The 13,848-nt window shown below is 71.3% G+C and carries 11 protein-coding genes and 1 pseudogene; 6 read left to right on the top strand and 6 right to left on the bottom strand.

The window, feature by feature from the left end; genetic code table 11:
- Positions 1–93: 93 nt before the first annotated feature.
- Positions 94–1,119, top strand: coding sequence for a dipeptidase (locus WBK31_RS04935; RefSeq protein ID WP_364066720.1), 1,026 nt, complete (start codon positions 94–96; stop codon positions 1,117–1,119).
- Between the two features lie 40 nt (positions 1,120–1,159).
- Positions 1,160–2,260, top strand: coding sequence for a M20 family metallopeptidase (locus WBK31_RS04930; protein ID WP_406674383.1), 1,101 nt, complete (start codon positions 1,160–1,162; stop codon positions 2,258–2,260).
- A gap of 330 nt (positions 2,261–2,590) precedes the next feature.
- Here the strand turns inward: WBK31_RS04930 and WBK31_RS04925 are convergent, their stop codons facing one another.
- From WBK31_RS04925 to WBK31_RS04915, 3 genes and pseudogenes are all read right to left on the bottom strand, one after another.
- Positions 2,591–3,244 (bottom strand): TetR/AcrR family transcriptional regulator C-terminal domain-containing protein, encoded by a 654-nt coding sequence (locus WBK31_RS04925; protein ID WP_364066724.1) that lies wholly within the window; start codon positions 3,242–3,244, stop codon positions 2,591–2,593.
- Positions 3,241–4,134 carry an alpha/beta hydrolase gene (locus WBK31_RS04920; RefSeq protein WP_364066726.1) on the bottom strand — a complete coding sequence of 298 codons (894 nt, stop codon included), beginning with the start codon at positions 4,132–4,134 and terminating at the stop codon, positions 3,241–3,243. The genes WBK31_RS04925 and WBK31_RS04920 overlap by 4 nt, the downstream gene beginning before the upstream one ends.
- A gap of 894 nt (positions 4,135–5,028) precedes the next feature.
- Positions 5,029–5,987, bottom strand: a pseudogene (locus WBK31_RS04915) (helix-turn-helix transcriptional regulator).
- A gap of 90 nt (positions 5,988–6,077) precedes the next feature.
- Between WBK31_RS04915 and WBK31_RS04910 the strand changes: the two are divergent.
- The 4 genes from WBK31_RS04910 to WBK31_RS04895 all read left to right on the top strand — a co-directional run bounded on the left by WBK31_RS04910 (position 6,078) and on the right by WBK31_RS04895 (position 10,089).
- Positions 6,078–6,620 (top strand): DinB family protein, encoded by a 543-nt coding sequence (locus tag WBK31_RS04910; RefSeq protein ID WP_406674382.1) that lies wholly within the window; start codon positions 6,078–6,080, stop codon positions 6,618–6,620.
- A gap of 118 nt (positions 6,621–6,738) precedes the next feature.
- Positions 6,739–7,548, top strand: a complete 810-nt coding sequence (locus WBK31_RS04905) for a GNAT family N-acetyltransferase (protein WP_406674381.1) — start codon at positions 6,739–6,741, stop codon at positions 7,546–7,548.
- A 64-nt stretch (positions 7,549–7,612) separates the two neighbouring features.
- Positions 7,613–9,043 (top strand): Nramp family divalent metal transporter, encoded by a 1,431-nt coding sequence (locus WBK31_RS04900; RefSeq protein ID WP_364066734.1) that lies wholly within the window; start codon positions 7,613–7,615, stop codon positions 9,041–9,043.
- A 101-nt stretch (positions 9,044–9,144) separates the two neighbouring features.
- Complete coding sequence (locus WBK31_RS04895) at positions 9,145–10,089, top strand: zinc-binding dehydrogenase (protein ID WP_364066736.1); 945 nt, start codon at positions 9,145–9,147, stop codon at positions 10,087–10,089.
- A gap of 45 nt (positions 10,090–10,134) precedes the next feature.
- Here the strand turns inward: WBK31_RS04895 and WBK31_RS04890 are convergent, their stop codons facing one another.
- Genes WBK31_RS04890 through WBK31_RS04880 form a run of 3 tightly spaced genes read right to left on the bottom strand, consistent with a single transcriptional unit; the run spans position 10,135 to position 13,832 of the window.
- On the bottom strand, positions 10,135–11,646 hold the full coding sequence (locus tag WBK31_RS04890) for an AMP-binding protein (protein WP_406674380.1): 1,512 nt from the start codon (positions 11,644–11,646) through the stop codon (positions 10,135–10,137).
- Positions 11,647–12,669, bottom strand: a complete 1,023-nt coding sequence (locus WBK31_RS04885; RefSeq protein WP_378784547.1) for an acyl-CoA dehydrogenase family protein — start codon at positions 12,667–12,669, stop codon at positions 11,647–11,649. It lies immediately after the preceding gene.
- The gene (locus WBK31_RS04880; protein ID WP_406674379.1) at positions 12,666–13,832 is read right to left on the bottom strand and encodes an acyl-CoA dehydrogenase family protein; all 1,167 of its coding nucleotides are present in this window, start codon (positions 13,830–13,832) and stop codon (positions 12,666–12,668) included. Before WBK31_RS04880 ends, WBK31_RS04885 begins: the two co-directional genes overlap by 4 nt.
- Positions 13,833–13,848 lie beyond the last annotated feature (16 nt).

The following is a 13,848-nucleotide window of genomic DNA, read 5'->3' as shown; positions in this document are numbered from 1 at the left end:
CCGCCGTGATGGTGCGTCAGACCAGGATCGGACGCCAAAGATCGGACCGGGGCACGATGGTGCAGGTCACGGGCGCGCGATAACGTCCTGAGCATGACGCTTCCCCTGCATCAGCGCGCTATCGTGGCCGACACCCACAACGACCTTCTCATGGCGGTCTCCGCACGGCCGCCGCAGCAGTGGGCCTCGTTCTTCCGTGAGCGATGGCTGCCGCAGCTCCAGGACGGCGGGGTCAACGTGCAGGTGCTGCCGGTCTTCATCGACGACCAATACCGGCCCGAGGGCGCGCTGCGGCAGACGCTGCGCATGATCGAGTGCGCTCACGTGCTGGCCGAGGGTAATCCCGACCACGTGAGCCTCTGCCTCGACGCAGGCGACATCGACCGGGCGCTCGACGCGGGCAAGATCGCGCTGGTGCTGGCGATGGAGAGCATGCCCGGCCTCGACGCCGACGTCGAGCTCATCTCCACCATGCACCGCCTGGGCGTCAGGGTGGCGTCGATCGCCCACTTCGGCCGCACTCCCCTGGCCGACGGCAGCGGCGAAGACGACACCGGCAGCAGGCTCACCTCCCACGGGGTCGAGGCGCTGCGGGAGATCGAGCGGCTCGGCATCATCTTCGACGTCTCCCACCTCGGCGCCTCCGGCGTCGCCCACGTGCTCGAGCTGGCCACCAGGCCGGTCATCGCCACCCACTCCTCCGCCCGCGCCCTGCGCGACCACCACCGCAACCTCACCGACGACCAGCTCCGCGCCATCGCCGCCAACGGGGGCGTCATCTGCGTCAACTTCTTCGCCCCGTTCCTCGCCGAGCGCGAGGAGGACATGACGCTCGACCGGCTGCTCGACCACATCGAGCACATCGTCTCCGTGGCCGGCATCGACCACGTGGGGCTCGGGCCCGACTTCATCCGCGAGGTGATGGACGACCTGACGCCGCCGTGCTGCGAGGACGTCCCCGTGAGGGGCCTCGACCCGAAGAAGGCGATCCCGGGCCTGGAGGGTCCCGCCGGGCTGCCCATGGTGACCGAAGGACTGCTGGCGCGCGGTCTGCCGGAGAAGGACGTCATGCAGATCATCGGCGGTAATGTGCGGCGCCTGTTCGGGGAGCTGCTCTGATGCGGGTTCACGTACGTACGACCTTCGGGGGACGACCGGCATGACCGACCACCACACCACCTTTCCGGAGCTCGCCGGCATGCTGGCCGACCTTGAGGAGCTGGTCTGCTGCGAGTCGTTCTCCAGCGACCTGGAGGCCGTGGCCCGCAGCGCCAAGGTGGTGGCCGCAATGGGCACCCGTCACCTGGGCAGCGAGCCCGAGTTCCTGGTGATCGACGGTGTCACCCACCTGCGCTGGTCGTTCGGCACGCCCAAGGTGCTGCTGCTCGGCCACCACGACACGGTCTGGCCGATGGGCAGCCTCGCCACCCACCCCTGGTCGGTAATCGACGGGGTGGCCAGGGGGCCGGGCGTGTTCGGCATGAAGGCGGGGCTGGTGCAGACGTTCCACGCCCTGGCCGGGCTCGACTCGCTCGACGGCATCACGCTGCTCATCACCGGGGACGAGGAGGTCGGCTCGCTCACGTCGTCGCGGCTGATCCAGGACACCGCGCGGGGGCTGGCCGCCGCGTTCGTCATGGAGGCGAGCGCCGACGGCGGGGCGCTGAAGACGTCCAGGAAGGGCACCTCGCTCTACACCGTCAACGTCCACGGCAAGGCCGCGCACGCCGGGCTGGAGCCGGAGAAGGGGGCCAACGCGGGCATCGAGCTGGCCCACCAGATCCTGGCCATCGCCGGGCTGGGGGCGGGCGCGACGACCGTGACGCCGACGGTCCTGTCGGGCGGCTCGACGCTCAACACCGTTCCCGCCTTCGCGTCGGTCGGGGTGGACGTACGGGTCGCCGAGGTGGCCGAGCAGGAGCGGGTCGACGCGGCGATGCACGCCCTGCGGCCCGTCGTGCCCGGCACCCGCCTGGAGGTCGTCGGCGGGCCTAACCGGCCGCCGCTCGAAGCGTCCATGTCGGCCGCGCTCTTCGCCCGCGCCCAGGAGCTGGCGGCGGAGCTGGGCCTGCCGCCGCTCACCTCCGCCTCGGTGGGCGGCGCCTCCGACGGCAACTTCACGGCCGGCGTAGGCTGCCCGACCCTCGACGGGCTGGGCGCGGTGGGCGGCGGGGCGCACGCGGACCACGAGCACGTGCTTGTGTCGGAGCTCCCCGGCCGCACGGCCCTCCTCCGCGCCCTGATCGAGGCGGTCCGCTGATCGGCCGTTGTGCGGGGTGACCGACTACCCAGCAAGCACGCCCCGCAGCGACCTCAACGGACAGGCCCACCGCCACCCAGCAAGCACGCCGCCGCAGCAGGCTCAAGGGACGAGACCTACAACCACCCAACGAGCACGCCCCCACAGCAGGCTCAAGGGACAAGACCCACAGCCACCCAACGAGCATGTTCCCGCAGCGAGCTCAACGGACAGGCGCACTGCTACCCGGCGGGTAAGGCCCAAAGCGGGGTCCAGAGAGCGAAACCCGCAGCGGCCAGCCCAACGAGCGGCACCCACAACGGCCCTAAGGGGCGAGACCTGGCAGTGGCCTCAGGAGGTGGGGTGGGCGAAGCCCTCCAGGAGGGCGGTCAGGCCGGGTTCGAAGTGGTCGTCGAGGGTGGTGGCGTCGGCGGCTTCGGCGAGGAGGTTGTAGTCGGGGCTGCCGGGCTCGGGTTTGCGGCTGCGGCGTTCCGCGCCGAGCTTGGTGACGGCGATGGCGAGGGCGTGGCCGACGGTGAACTCGCGCAGGCAGCGGGTGAGGCGCAGGGCCTGCGCCGGAGGGATGCCGTCGGCCTGGAGCTCGCTCAGCATTTTGACGCCGGCGTCGATGGCGGCGGGAGAGCGTACCGGCCGGGTCGCGAACACCTGGACGGCGTGGGGATGGCGCAGGAGGGTGTCGCGCAGCCGCAGGCAGTATTCGCGGACGAGTTCCTGCCAGGTGCCGTCCCAGGGCAGGGTGTCCACGTCGATCTCGTCGAACATCGCCTCGGCGACGCCGTCGAAGAGCGCCTCCTGGTCGTCGTAGTGGCGATAGACGGCCATGGGGTCGAAACCGACCGCGGTGCCGAGCTTGCGCATGGAGAACTTGCGCAGGCCGTGGGCGTCGATGAGGGCGAGCGCGGCGGTGGCGAGGTACTCGCGGGTGAGCCTGGGCCGGGTGGGCGGCTCGGGCACCTCGCCCGTCGGTCTGGAATCGGTCGTCATGGTGCGAAGCCCTCCAGGACGGCGCTGAGTGTCGCGGTGAATTCCTCCGGGTGCTGCATGTACGGGACGTGGCCGCCGGGGAACTCATGGCAGGGTACGCCAAGGCGTTCCGACAGCAGGCGGACGGCGGTGTGATACGGCTTGCCGACGCTGTCGCGCCCGGCGGCCAGGCACCACGGCGCCGTGGTGGCGGCGAGGGCGGTCAGGTCGGGCCGGTAGTCGTAGCAGAAGGCGGGCAGCTCGCGGCGCAGCAGCAGCTCGGCGTTGTGGAGCTGGCGGGTCATCGGGTCAGGGTCGCGGCGGGTGACCTTCCGCGTCAGGGTGTCGGCGGCGAGCATGAGGCGGGTTCCGGCGGCGATGGCGGTCTGGCCGGCGGGTGACAGGAAGATCCGCGGCGGGTCGGACAGGGTCATCGCGCCGAAGGCCGCGTACGCCCGCATCAGATGCCCCTCCTGGCTGAGGCGGGCGATGTGGTCGATCTCCCGGCGCTCCGCGGAGCCGGCGGGCAGGAGCTGGACCAGCGGCGCCTCGTGCACGACGGCGCCCAAGAGGCGGTCTGGGTGCCTGATCACCATCTCCAGGGCGATGATCGCGCCGCCGCTGCTGCCGAAGACGTAGGCGCGGTCGAGGCCGTGGTGGTCGAGGACGGCGGCCGCGTCGTCCGCCTGGGTGGCGGGTGTGATCGAGGCGTCGGGGCGGGTGAACGGGCTGCGCGAGTTGCCGCGCCGGTCGTAGGTGATCACGGTGAACGTCCGCGAGAGCGGCTCCACGACGTCCGCGTACATGGCGGCGTCGCCTCCGCCGCCGGGGATCAGCAGCAGTGCGGGGCCGTCGCCTGCGCGCTCCACGTGCAGCCGGGCTCCGGGCACCTCAATCGACTCGATCGCCATGGTTCTCTCTGTCCCCTTACGCCGCTTGTCTACACTGTAGTTGGAGTCTACGACGTAGACATCGAGGAGTGGTTGGGGCAGCAGCTCTCCGCGGGGGAGAAGGGGTGGTCACGGCTTCACGCCGCCGTAGGCCGCCACAAGCCGTCTCGGGCCGCATGCCTCGGCCCGGCGTTCCGGCCGGAATGCGGTTGGGCGGGCCCAGCCGGCGTTCCGGCCGGAATGCGGTTGGGCGGGCCCAGCCGGCGTTCCAGTGGAAAGGTGGTGGGCAAGCCCAGCTGGCGTTCCGACCGGAGGGTGTCGCGGTTACGTCCGCGAATGGGCGGCCAGGCATTCTCCGTCCGGAGCGAGTCGGCGGCGGGCTGCCAGCGCGGCCGTGCGTCGTTGAGCGGACCGACGGCCCTGGCCGGAGCGTCTCGGGAGGGCCGGCGGTCCGGCCGAAGCGCGGTCAAGGGCGGACTGGCAGGCTGGTCGAGGCGCGGTGGGGGCGGGCCGGTGAGGCACGCCGAGCAGGAGCGCGCCGCCGTCGCCGCCGTCTCGGCGCGCAGCGGACGTGATCTCAAGGGCGGCATCGGCGGTCTGCGGTTATGGGACGCGATCGACATCGCGGCCAGCCGCCCCGTAGGTCACGTGCGGCCCGGCCATGGGCGGTGTGGAGACGGACGAGAAAGGACGAAACGAGCGGGCCGCAGCGCGGCGTGTAGTCAGCGTGGCAGCGGCTGGATCCTGTCTCCCGGCTTATCAGCCACGTAGGAACGCGCGACCACTGAGCCCGCTCACCTGCACGTGATCACCAGGCCCGTACGCAAGCACGTGATCACCAGGCCTGCACGCGGGGACGTGATCCCTGGCCCGGACGTAAGGACGTGATCATTTGGCCCAGAGGCGGGGACGTGGTCACCGGGCGCGGGTGAAGCGGGCGCCCCAGGCGTGGATGCGGGTGAGGAGCTCGGGTGGGCTGATGACGCGGAAGTCGGCCTCCAGGCTGCCGAGGGCCATGATCGGCCAGTCGAGGTCGTCGGTGCCCATGTAGACGAGGCAGTGCCCGTCTTCGGCCTCCTCGACCGTGGCCCACCGGCCGATGCGCGCCCGCACCTCGTCGGCCGGGGCGTACACGAGGACCTTCGTCCGGTACGTCTGCGGCTGCATGTTGTCGAGGCCGGCCTGGACGAACTCGGCGGCGTCGGCGGTGGGCAGCTCGCGGGGGCGGAAGCGGGCGCCGGTGCTCTCAGGGGCGGACATCCGGTCGACGCGGAAGCTGCGCCAGTCGTGGCGGGTGAGGTCGTAGGCGACGAGGTACCAGCGGTGGCCGATGGACACCAGGCGGTGCGGCTCGACGTTCCGCTCGGTCCTGTTGCCGCCGGCGGCGGTGTAGGAGCACCGGATGCGTTCGCTGTCACGGCAGGCGAGGGCGACCGTGGTGAGGACGGCGGGGTCGGCGGCGGCCCTGGCGGGGTTGCCCAGCCGGCGGAGACGGTCATGGCGCGCAGCGCGTCGATGCGCCGGCGCAGGCGTACCGGCATCACCTGGACGACCTTCGCCAGCACCCGTACGGACGACTCCGCGATGCCTTCGACCGGGTTCTGTGCGGCGGCCTGCAGGCCCACGGCCAGGGCGACCGCCTCCTCGTCGTCGATCACCAGCGGCGGCAGGGCCGCGCCCGCGGCGAGCTGGTAGCCGCCGTCCACGCCGCGCTGCGCCCGCACCGGGTAGCCCAGCTCGCGGAGGCGGTCGATGTCCCTGCGCAGGGTGCGCGGCGACACGCCGAGCCGTTCGGCCAGCTCCCTGCCCGGCCAGTAGCGGTGGGTCTGCAGGAGGGAGAGCAGTCGCAACGTACGGGTGCTGGTGTTCGCCATGTTCTCCATTGTCTTTGTCATTGCGGACGGAAAGTGGCCGCAATGGAGGTCATCGTGGAGGTGAAGCGACCGAGAAGAAGGGCATCACCCATGACCGTTGAGACGCTGAGCAGCACCCTCGAAGTGACCGGCGAGCGCGCCGACCTGCTGGCCGAGCTGGCGCAGGCCCGCCACTTCCTGCGTTTCACCACCCGCGACCTCACCGACGAGCAGGCCCGCGCGCGTACGACCGCCAGCGAGCTGTGCCTGGGCGGCCTGATCAAGCACGTGACCTCGGTCGAGCGGAGCTGGGTGGACTTCATCCTGAACGGCACCTCGGCCATGAAGAACTTCACCGACATGACCGAGGAGGACTTCGCCCAGCGGGCCGCCGACTTCCGGCTGCTGCCCGATGAGACGCTGGCCGGGGTGCTGGCGGCGTACGAGGAGGTGGCCCGCAGGACGGACGAGGTGGTCGCCACCCTGCCGGACCTCAACGTCGCCCACCCGCTGCCGGAGGCGCCGTGGAACGAGCCTGGGGCGCGCTGGTCGGCGCGCCGGGTGGTGCTGCACATCATCGCCGAGACGACCCAGCACGCGGGCCATGCCGACATCATCCGCGAGTCCCTCGACGGCGCGAAGACCATGGGGTGAAAGGTGGCCGGGGGCGGGTCGCCGGCGCGCCCCCGTCCTCCGGGCCCGCCGTCCGGACTCCGGGACGGAGGGTGGTGCCGGGTGCGGGCACATACCGGTGACGTGCGTAAATGGGGGCATGGAGCACGAGGAGGCGGCGGCCCGGGCCGGGGTGGTGGTCAGGGAGCTGTGCGAGATCGGCGAGTTCGAGCAGGTCTACCGGCTCTTCGACGAGATCTGGCGGCCCGGGCCGACGAACGTGCCGGCGACGGTGGAGCTGATGGTGGAGTTCGCGCACACCGGCAACTACGTGGCGGGTGCGTACGCGGGCGACGAGCTGGTGGGGGCGTCGGTCGGGTTCCGGGCGGCGGGGCGGGCGCTGCACTCGCATGTGACGGGCGCCGTGGTGGGACGGGGCATCGGGTACGCGCTCAAGGCCCACCAGAAGTGGTGGTGCCTGGAGCGGGGGCTTGAGCGGATCACGTGGACGTTCGACCCCCTCGTACGCCGGAATGCCTACTTCAACCTGGTCAAGCTGGGCGCCCGCCCCGAGGAGTACCTGCCGGACTTCTACGGGGTGATGGCCGATGCGATCAACGAGGGGGACGAGTCCGACAGGCTCATGGCGGTCTGGCATCTCGACGAAGACACCGGGGCAGATCACGATCCGCGGGAAGCCGCCGTGCGGCTGTGGGAGGGGCCGAACGGGGAGCCGGTGCTTGAGCCCGACATTTCACCACAGCCGGCGCTTGAGCCTGGCATTTCACCACAGAGCCGTACGCTCCTCGTCGGCACGCCGAGCGACATCGAACGCCTGCGCCGGGACAACGCGTACGCGGCCCGCGCCTGGCGGCGGGCGATGCGCGAGGCGCTGGGCGGAGCCATGGCGGCGGGCGGACTTGTGGTGGGTTTCACCACTCGCGGAGAATATGTCGTGTCGATTACTTAGGTATTCCACCGCCGTTATAGGTCTCTGTAATGTGACGGCAGGAATGCCGAACAAGGAGATCCGCATGTCGGAGTTCACTCCCACCGTTCCTTCGCGAGTCCTGCCCACCGTAGAAGTCCGCGACCTTCCCGAGCCGCCGCGCTCCACCTGGCGCATCATCGGCCCCGGCCTGGTGGGCGCCGGTGTCGGGCTGGCGTCGGGCGAGTTCATCCTGTGGCCGTACATCGCCTCGCAGGTCGGTCTCGTCTTCATCTGGGGTGCCGCGATCGGCATCATCACCCAGTGGTTCCTCAACATGGAGATCGAGCGCTACACGCTGGCCACCGGCGAGACGGCGCTGACCGGGTTCAGCCGGATGTGGAAGCACTGGGGCCTGGTCTTCGTGATCATGACGTTGTGCTCGAACCTCTGGCCGGGCTGGGTGACCACGTCCGCGACCATGGTGACGTACCTGACCGGCACGGGTGAGGGCTCGGTGCGCTACATCGCGATCGCCATGCTGATCGTGATCGCGCTCGGGCTGACGCTGGCGCCGGTGATCTACACCGCGCTGGAGAAGGTGATCTTCGTGAAGATCGCCCTGGTCGCGACGCTGATCGTGGTGGGCATCGTGGTCGCGATCACCGCCGAGAGCTGGGTGCAGCTCGGCCGGGGCCTGACGGTCGACGCCCGGTTCCCGGTCCCGCCGCTGGAGTTCGCCGTGCTCATGGGCGCCATCGCGTACGCGGGCGCGGGCGGCGGCCAGAACCTGTGCCAGAGCAACTGGATCCGCGACAAGGGCTTCGGCATGGGCCTGTACGTGCCGCGCCTGGTCAGCCCGGTCACCGGCCAGGAGGAAGCGGTCTCGTCGACCGGGTTCCAGTTCGCGCCGACCAAGGAGAACCTGGCGCGCTGGAAGAACTGGTGGCGCTTTGCGAACGTGGAGCAGGCGTGGACGTTCGCGGTCGTGTCGTTCGTGACGATCGCGCTCATGTCGATGCTGGCGTACTCGACGGTGTTCGGTAAGCCGGGGCTGGAGAACAGCATCGCTTTCCTGCAGGCCGAGGGCGAGGTGCTGCAGGACGTCGTCGGGCCGTGGTTCGGCATCCTGTTCTGGGTGATCGGCGCGCTGGCGCTGTTCGCCTCGGCGATGGGCATCGTCGACTACACCTCGCGGCTGGCCTCCGACACGATCAAGACGGTCTACCTGCGGGACAAGCCGATCTCGGTCAACCGCGTCTACTTCATCGTGGTGTGGGCGCTGGCGCTGTTCGGCACGGTGATCCTGCTGGCGGGCCTGGACCAGCCGCTGATCCTGCTGGTGTTCTCGGCGTGCTTCGCGGCCGTGATGATGTTCGTGTACTCGATCCTGCTGATCGTCCTCAACCGGAAGGCGCTGCCGGAGGCGCTCAAGGTGCGCTCGTACCGGCTGGGCGCGCTGATCTGGTCGGTGCTGTTCTTCGGCACGCTGACCGTGATCGTGGTCTTCCAGCAGGCGCAGAACCTGTTCGGCTGACGGCTGCTGCGATCGGCGTGCGGCCCGGCGTGCGCGGCGAATCCTCGCCGCGCACGCCGGCGCTTGACCTCAAGCGAAGTCGAGGTACCAGACTCGGCCGCATGCGAGTCGTTGAAGTGACGAAGTACGGCGGCCCCGAGGTGCTCCAGGTGAGCCGGGCGCCGGAGCCGGTGGCCGGTCCCGGGCAGGTGGTCATCGGCGTTTGCGTGGTGGACGTCATGTCCATCGACGCCCAGTTGCGCGCCGGGTGGGGGCGGGACTGGTTCCCCGCCGAGCCGCCGTTCGTGCCGGGCACCGGGGTGGCCGGGCGGGTCGTGTCCGTGGGCGACGGGGTGGACGCCGGATGGCTGGGCAGGCGGGTGGCCGCGCAGCTCCCCGGCGGAGGCGCGTACGCCGAGCGGGCCGTCGCCGGGGTGGAGACCGTCGTGGAGGTGCCCGGTGAGGTCACGTGGCGGCAGGCGGCGGCGCTGATCCAGGTGGGTCCGGCCGCGCTGAGCCTGGTGGGGGCGGCGGAGCTGAAGCCGGGCGCCGAGGTGCTGGTCACGGGGGCCGGTGGGGCGCTCGGGCTGGCCGTCGTACGGCTGGCGCGTGCGGCCGGCGCGACGGTGACGGCGGCGGCGCACGACCCGGCCAAGCGGGAAGCGGCCTCGGCGGCGGGCGCGGCGAAGGTCATCGGCTACGCCGAGTTCGCGGGAACGTTCGACGTGGTCTTCGACGGGGTCGGGGGCGAGGTGGGCGGGTCCGCGTTCCGGCTGCTGGGGCCGGGCGGGCGGTTCTTCGCGTACGGGGTACCGAGCGGGTCGGCCGCGCTGATCGACCCGGCCGAGGCCGAGCGGCGCGGGGTGCTGGTCGTCGGGATGGAGCAGGTCCAGTTCGCGCCGGAGGAGTTCAGGGGGCTAGCCGAGCAGACCATGCGGGAGGCCGCGGCCAGGCGGCTGACGGCCGAGGTGGGGCTCGCGGTGCCGCTGGAGCGGGCCGCCGAGGCGCACGCGGCGCTGGAGGAACGCCGGCTGGTGGGCAAGGCGCTCCTCCTCGTCGCCGAGTGAACCCCGTCGGCCGAATGAGCCCGGCCGAGTAAGCCCCGTCGCCGATCAGGAACCGGTGCCGGGCCGGGAGGCCAGGTAGTCCTCGCGCACCTTCGACCGCGACAGCTTCCCCGTCGGCGTCCGTGGCAGCGTCTCGCGGTACTCGATCACCTTGGGATGCTTGAACCTGGCGATACGCGGCCCGCAGTGCTCCAGCAGCGCGGCCGTCAGCGCAGGCCCGGGCTCGGCGCTCGCGGCGGGCTGGATGAGGGCGACCACGTTGTGCCCCCACTCCTCGTCGGGCACCCCGATGACGGCCACGTCGGCCACCGCGGGGTGTTCGAGCAGCGCCGCCTCGATCTCGGCGGGATAGATGTTCACCCCGCCTGAGACGATCATGTCGGTACGCCGGTCGCACAGGAACAGGTAGCCGTCGTCGTCGAGGTAGCCGATGTCTCCGGGGGTGTACCACTCCCCCAGCTCCCCCAGCTTGGAGGCGGCCGTCTTGGCGGGGTCCTTGCGGTATTCGAACGTGCCGATGCCGGACTTGACGTAGACCAGGCCGGGCTCGCCGGGCGGCAGCTCGTCGCCGGACTCGTCGCAGATCTTCGCCTCGAACGTGGGCACCGGCCGCCCGACGGTGCCGGGGTGGGCCAGCCACTCGTGCGGCTTGACGGCGAAGGCGATGGAGGACTCGGTGGAGCCGTAGTACTCGTACAGGACCGGCCCCCACCACTCCATGATCTGTTTCTTGACCGCCACGGGGCAGGCGGCGGCGGTGTGGACGACCTGCCGCAGGCTGGAGACGTCGTATCTGGCCTTGACGTCGCCGGGCAGCCGCAGCATGCGGTGGAACATGGTCGGCACCATCATCGCGTTGTCGATGCGGTGGCGTTCGATCAGCTCCAGCGTTCCGGCCGGGTCGAAGCGGGGCGCGATGACCACGGTGTGCCCGAGGTGCAGCGCGAGCTGGGCGTGCGCGCAGGGCGCCGAGTGGTACATCGGCGAGGTGACCAGGTGCCGCGCGTCGCCCGGCTTCAGGTCGGCGACCTCGCCGATGAACCACAGGTGCAGCGGCAGCGTCGCCTCGGGCTCCCTGCCGGGCAGCGGGCGCTGCACGCCTTTGGGGAAGCCGGTGGTGCCGGAGGTGTACCACATGACGGCCCCGGCGGTGCGGTCGTCCGGCGCGCCGGCGGGCTGCCCTCCGGCGAGCCCGTCCGTGCCGATCTCGCCGCCGGGCACGGCGTACTCCGGCCCGGTCACGACGACCTTGGCGTCGCAGTCTTTGAGGATGTACGCGATCTCCGAGGCGGTCAGGTGCCAGTTGATCGGCACGTAGTAGAGCCCGATCTGGGCGGTGGCCATGACCATGATCAGGGCGTCGATGCCGTTGGGCAGCACGCCCGCGGCGACGTCGCCGGTGGCGAGGCCGCGGGCGCGCAGGCCGTGGGAGACCTGGTTGACGCGGGCGAGCAGGTCGCCGTACGTGGTCCGCGTGCCGTCGGCGTCGATCACGGCGAGGCGGCCGGGGTCGGCGGCGGCGATGGCGTAGAAGCCGGGTAGCCCGCTGATGTCCATTCAGAGCTCCAGCAGTTCGGCGAGCCTGGCGCGGTGGAGGCGGGGCGGGCCGAGCAGCACCTCGTCGGCCTTGGCCCGCTTGTAGAACAGGTGGGCGTCGTGCTCCCAGGTGTAGCCGATGCCGCCGTGCAGCAGCAGGTGGTCGCGGGCCACCTCGAAGCAGGCGCGGCCGACGTACGCCTGGGCGAGCGCGGCGGCCTCGGGCAGGTCGGCGGGCGACTCGTCGGCGGCCCACGCGGCGTACCTGACGATCGACTCGGCCTGTTCGAGCTTGGCGTGCATGTCGGCGAGCTTGTGCTTGACGCCCTGGTAGGAGCCGATGTAGCGGCCGAACGCGACCCGGATCTTGGCGTAGGCCACGATGGCGTCGAGCGCGGCGCGCATCACGCCGAGCTGCTCGGCGGCCAGCGCCACGCACATCCGCTCGAAGACGCCCGTCTCGGGGACGGGCCCGAGCAGCCGGGCCGGGGCGCCGGCGAGCACCACCTCGGCCTGGCCGCGGGTGATGTCGAGCGTCTCCAGCGGGCTCCTGCTGACTCCGGGCCCGGCCAGCTCGACGGCCAGCAGCACGGGGCCGTCGTCTGCTCCGGCGGGCACGATCAGCACGTCCGCCTCCATGCCGGAGAGCACCTGGCCGAGCCGTCCGGTGGCGGTGGCGCCGTCGTAGGCGACCTCGCTCGCGTGCACGGTGGCGGCGATGCGGCCCTCGGCGATGCCGGCGAGCAGCTCCTTGTCGGGCACCCCGCTCAGCGTGATGGCGGCGAACGCGGTGGCGAGGAACGGTCCCGGCAGCAGGGCCGCGCCGGTCTCCTCCAGCGCGACGGCCAGCTCGGTCAGCCCGGCGCCGGCGCCGCCGTACTCCTCGGGGACGATCAGGCCGGACAGGCCGAGCTCGCCGCCCAGCCGCGCGTACACCTGCGGGTCGTAACCGTCGCGGGCCTTCGACACCGGCGATGCGGCGCTGAGGAAGGCGCGTACGGCCGCGCGCAGCTCCTGCTGTTCGGTGCTGAGTACGAGCTTCACCCCTGCGTCCCCACCTTCAGGTCCTTGAACGGCACGTTCTTGTCCACGCGCGGCTCCGGCGGCAGGCCGAGCACGCGGTCACCGATGATGTTGCGCATGATCTCGTTGGTGCCGCCGCCCAGCGCCATGCCGGGGGCCATGGAGATCGCGCGGGCGAGCGGGTGGCCGGCCAGCGTGGCCTCGGGGCCGACGAGGCGGGTGGCGAGGTCGGCCTGGAACTGGGTCAGCTCGGCGAGCAGCAGCTTGGCGGCGCTGCCGCGGGCGCCGGGGAAGACCCCCGCCTTCGTCTCCTGGGCCAGCCGCTCGTTGAACAGCTCCAGGGCGCGGCTGCGGATGTGCAGCTCGACGAGCTGGTCGCGGACCAGCGGGTCGGAGGTGTCGACCTCCTTGCGCAGCGCGCCGAGCGCGGCCGGGTTCTCCTTCTGGCCGCTCATGCCGACGCCCGCCGAGATCGACAGCCGCTCGTGCAGCAGCGTCGTGACGGCGACGCTCCAGCCGTCGTTGACCTCGCCGATGCGGTGCTCGTCGGGGATGGGGACGGCGTCGACGAACACCTCGTTGAAGTTGGCCCGGCCCGACATGTCCTTCAGCGGCCTGACGGTCACGCCCGGGTGGTGCATGTCCACCACGAACATGGTCAGGCCCTTGTGCTTGGGCTGCTCCACGTCGGTGCGGGCGAGCAGCAGGCCCCAGTCGGCGTGCTGGGCGACGGACGTCCACACCTTCTGGCCGTCGATGATCCAGTGGTCGCCGTCGCGTACGGCCCTGGTCTGCAGGCCGGCCACGTCGCTGCCGGCGCCGGGCTCGGAGAAGAGCTGGCACCAGATCTCCTCGCCGCGCAGCAGCGGGCGGATGAACCGTGCGCGCTGGGCGTCGGTGCCGCGGTCGGCGATCGTGGGCCCGGTCATACCGAGGCCGATCGAGAAGACGTAGGTGGGCAGGGTGAAGTCGCGGGCCTCCTCGGCGAAGGCCCGCTCCTCCGCCTGGGTCAGGCCCTGTCCGCCCCACTGCTTCGGCCAGCTGATGCCGGAGTAGCCGGCGTCGTACAGCTTGGCCATGAACTCCTTGGCGCGGGGGATGGCCTCCGCTTCGGGGTAGTCGCCGGACGGTACGTTCTCCTGCAGCCACTGGCGGGCCGCACGCCGATACTCAGCAAGGTTCACTTCGACTCCTCGGCAT

The sequence above is a fragment of the Nonomuraea sp. N2-4H genome, assembly GCF_045291505.1.
GTDB classification, from domain to species: Bacteria; Actinomycetota; Actinomycetes; order Streptosporangiales; family Streptosporangiaceae; genus Nonomuraea; species Nonomuraea fastidiosa.
This window is presented reverse-complemented; position numbering and strand designations above follow the sequence as displayed.

Coding starts and splice junctions, on each gene's coding strand:
- WBK31_RS04890 (WP_406674380.1), bottom strand. CDS start 11,646: ATGGACATCAGCGGGCTACCCGGCTTCTACGCCATCGCCGCCGCCGAC.
- WBK31_RS04910 (WP_406674382.1), top strand. CDS start 6,078: ATGACCGTTGAGACGCTGAGCAGCACCCTCGAAGTGACCGGCGAGCGC.
- WBK31_RS04905 (WP_406674381.1), top strand. CDS start 6,739: ATGGAGCACGAGGAGGCGGCGGCCCGGGCCGGGGTGGTGGTCAGGGAG.
- WBK31_RS04930 (WP_406674383.1), top strand. CDS start 1,160: ATGACCGACCACCACACCACCTTTCCGGAGCTCGCCGGCATGCTGGCC.
- WBK31_RS04925 (WP_364066724.1), bottom strand. CDS start 3,244: ATGACGACCGATTCCAGACCGACGGGCGAGGTGCCCGAGCCGCCCACC.
- WBK31_RS04935 (WP_364066720.1), top strand. CDS start 94: ATGACGCTTCCCCTGCATCAGCGCGCTATCGTGGCCGACACCCACAAC.
- WBK31_RS04895 (WP_364066736.1), top strand. CDS start 9,145: ATGCGAGTCGTTGAAGTGACGAAGTACGGCGGCCCCGAGGTGCTCCAG.
- WBK31_RS04920 (WP_364066726.1), bottom strand. CDS start 4,134: ATGGCGATCGAGTCGATTGAGGTGCCCGGAGCCCGGCTGCACGTGGAG.
- WBK31_RS04900 (WP_364066734.1), top strand. CDS start 7,613: ATGTCGGAGTTCACTCCCACCGTTCCTTCGCGAGTCCTGCCCACCGTA.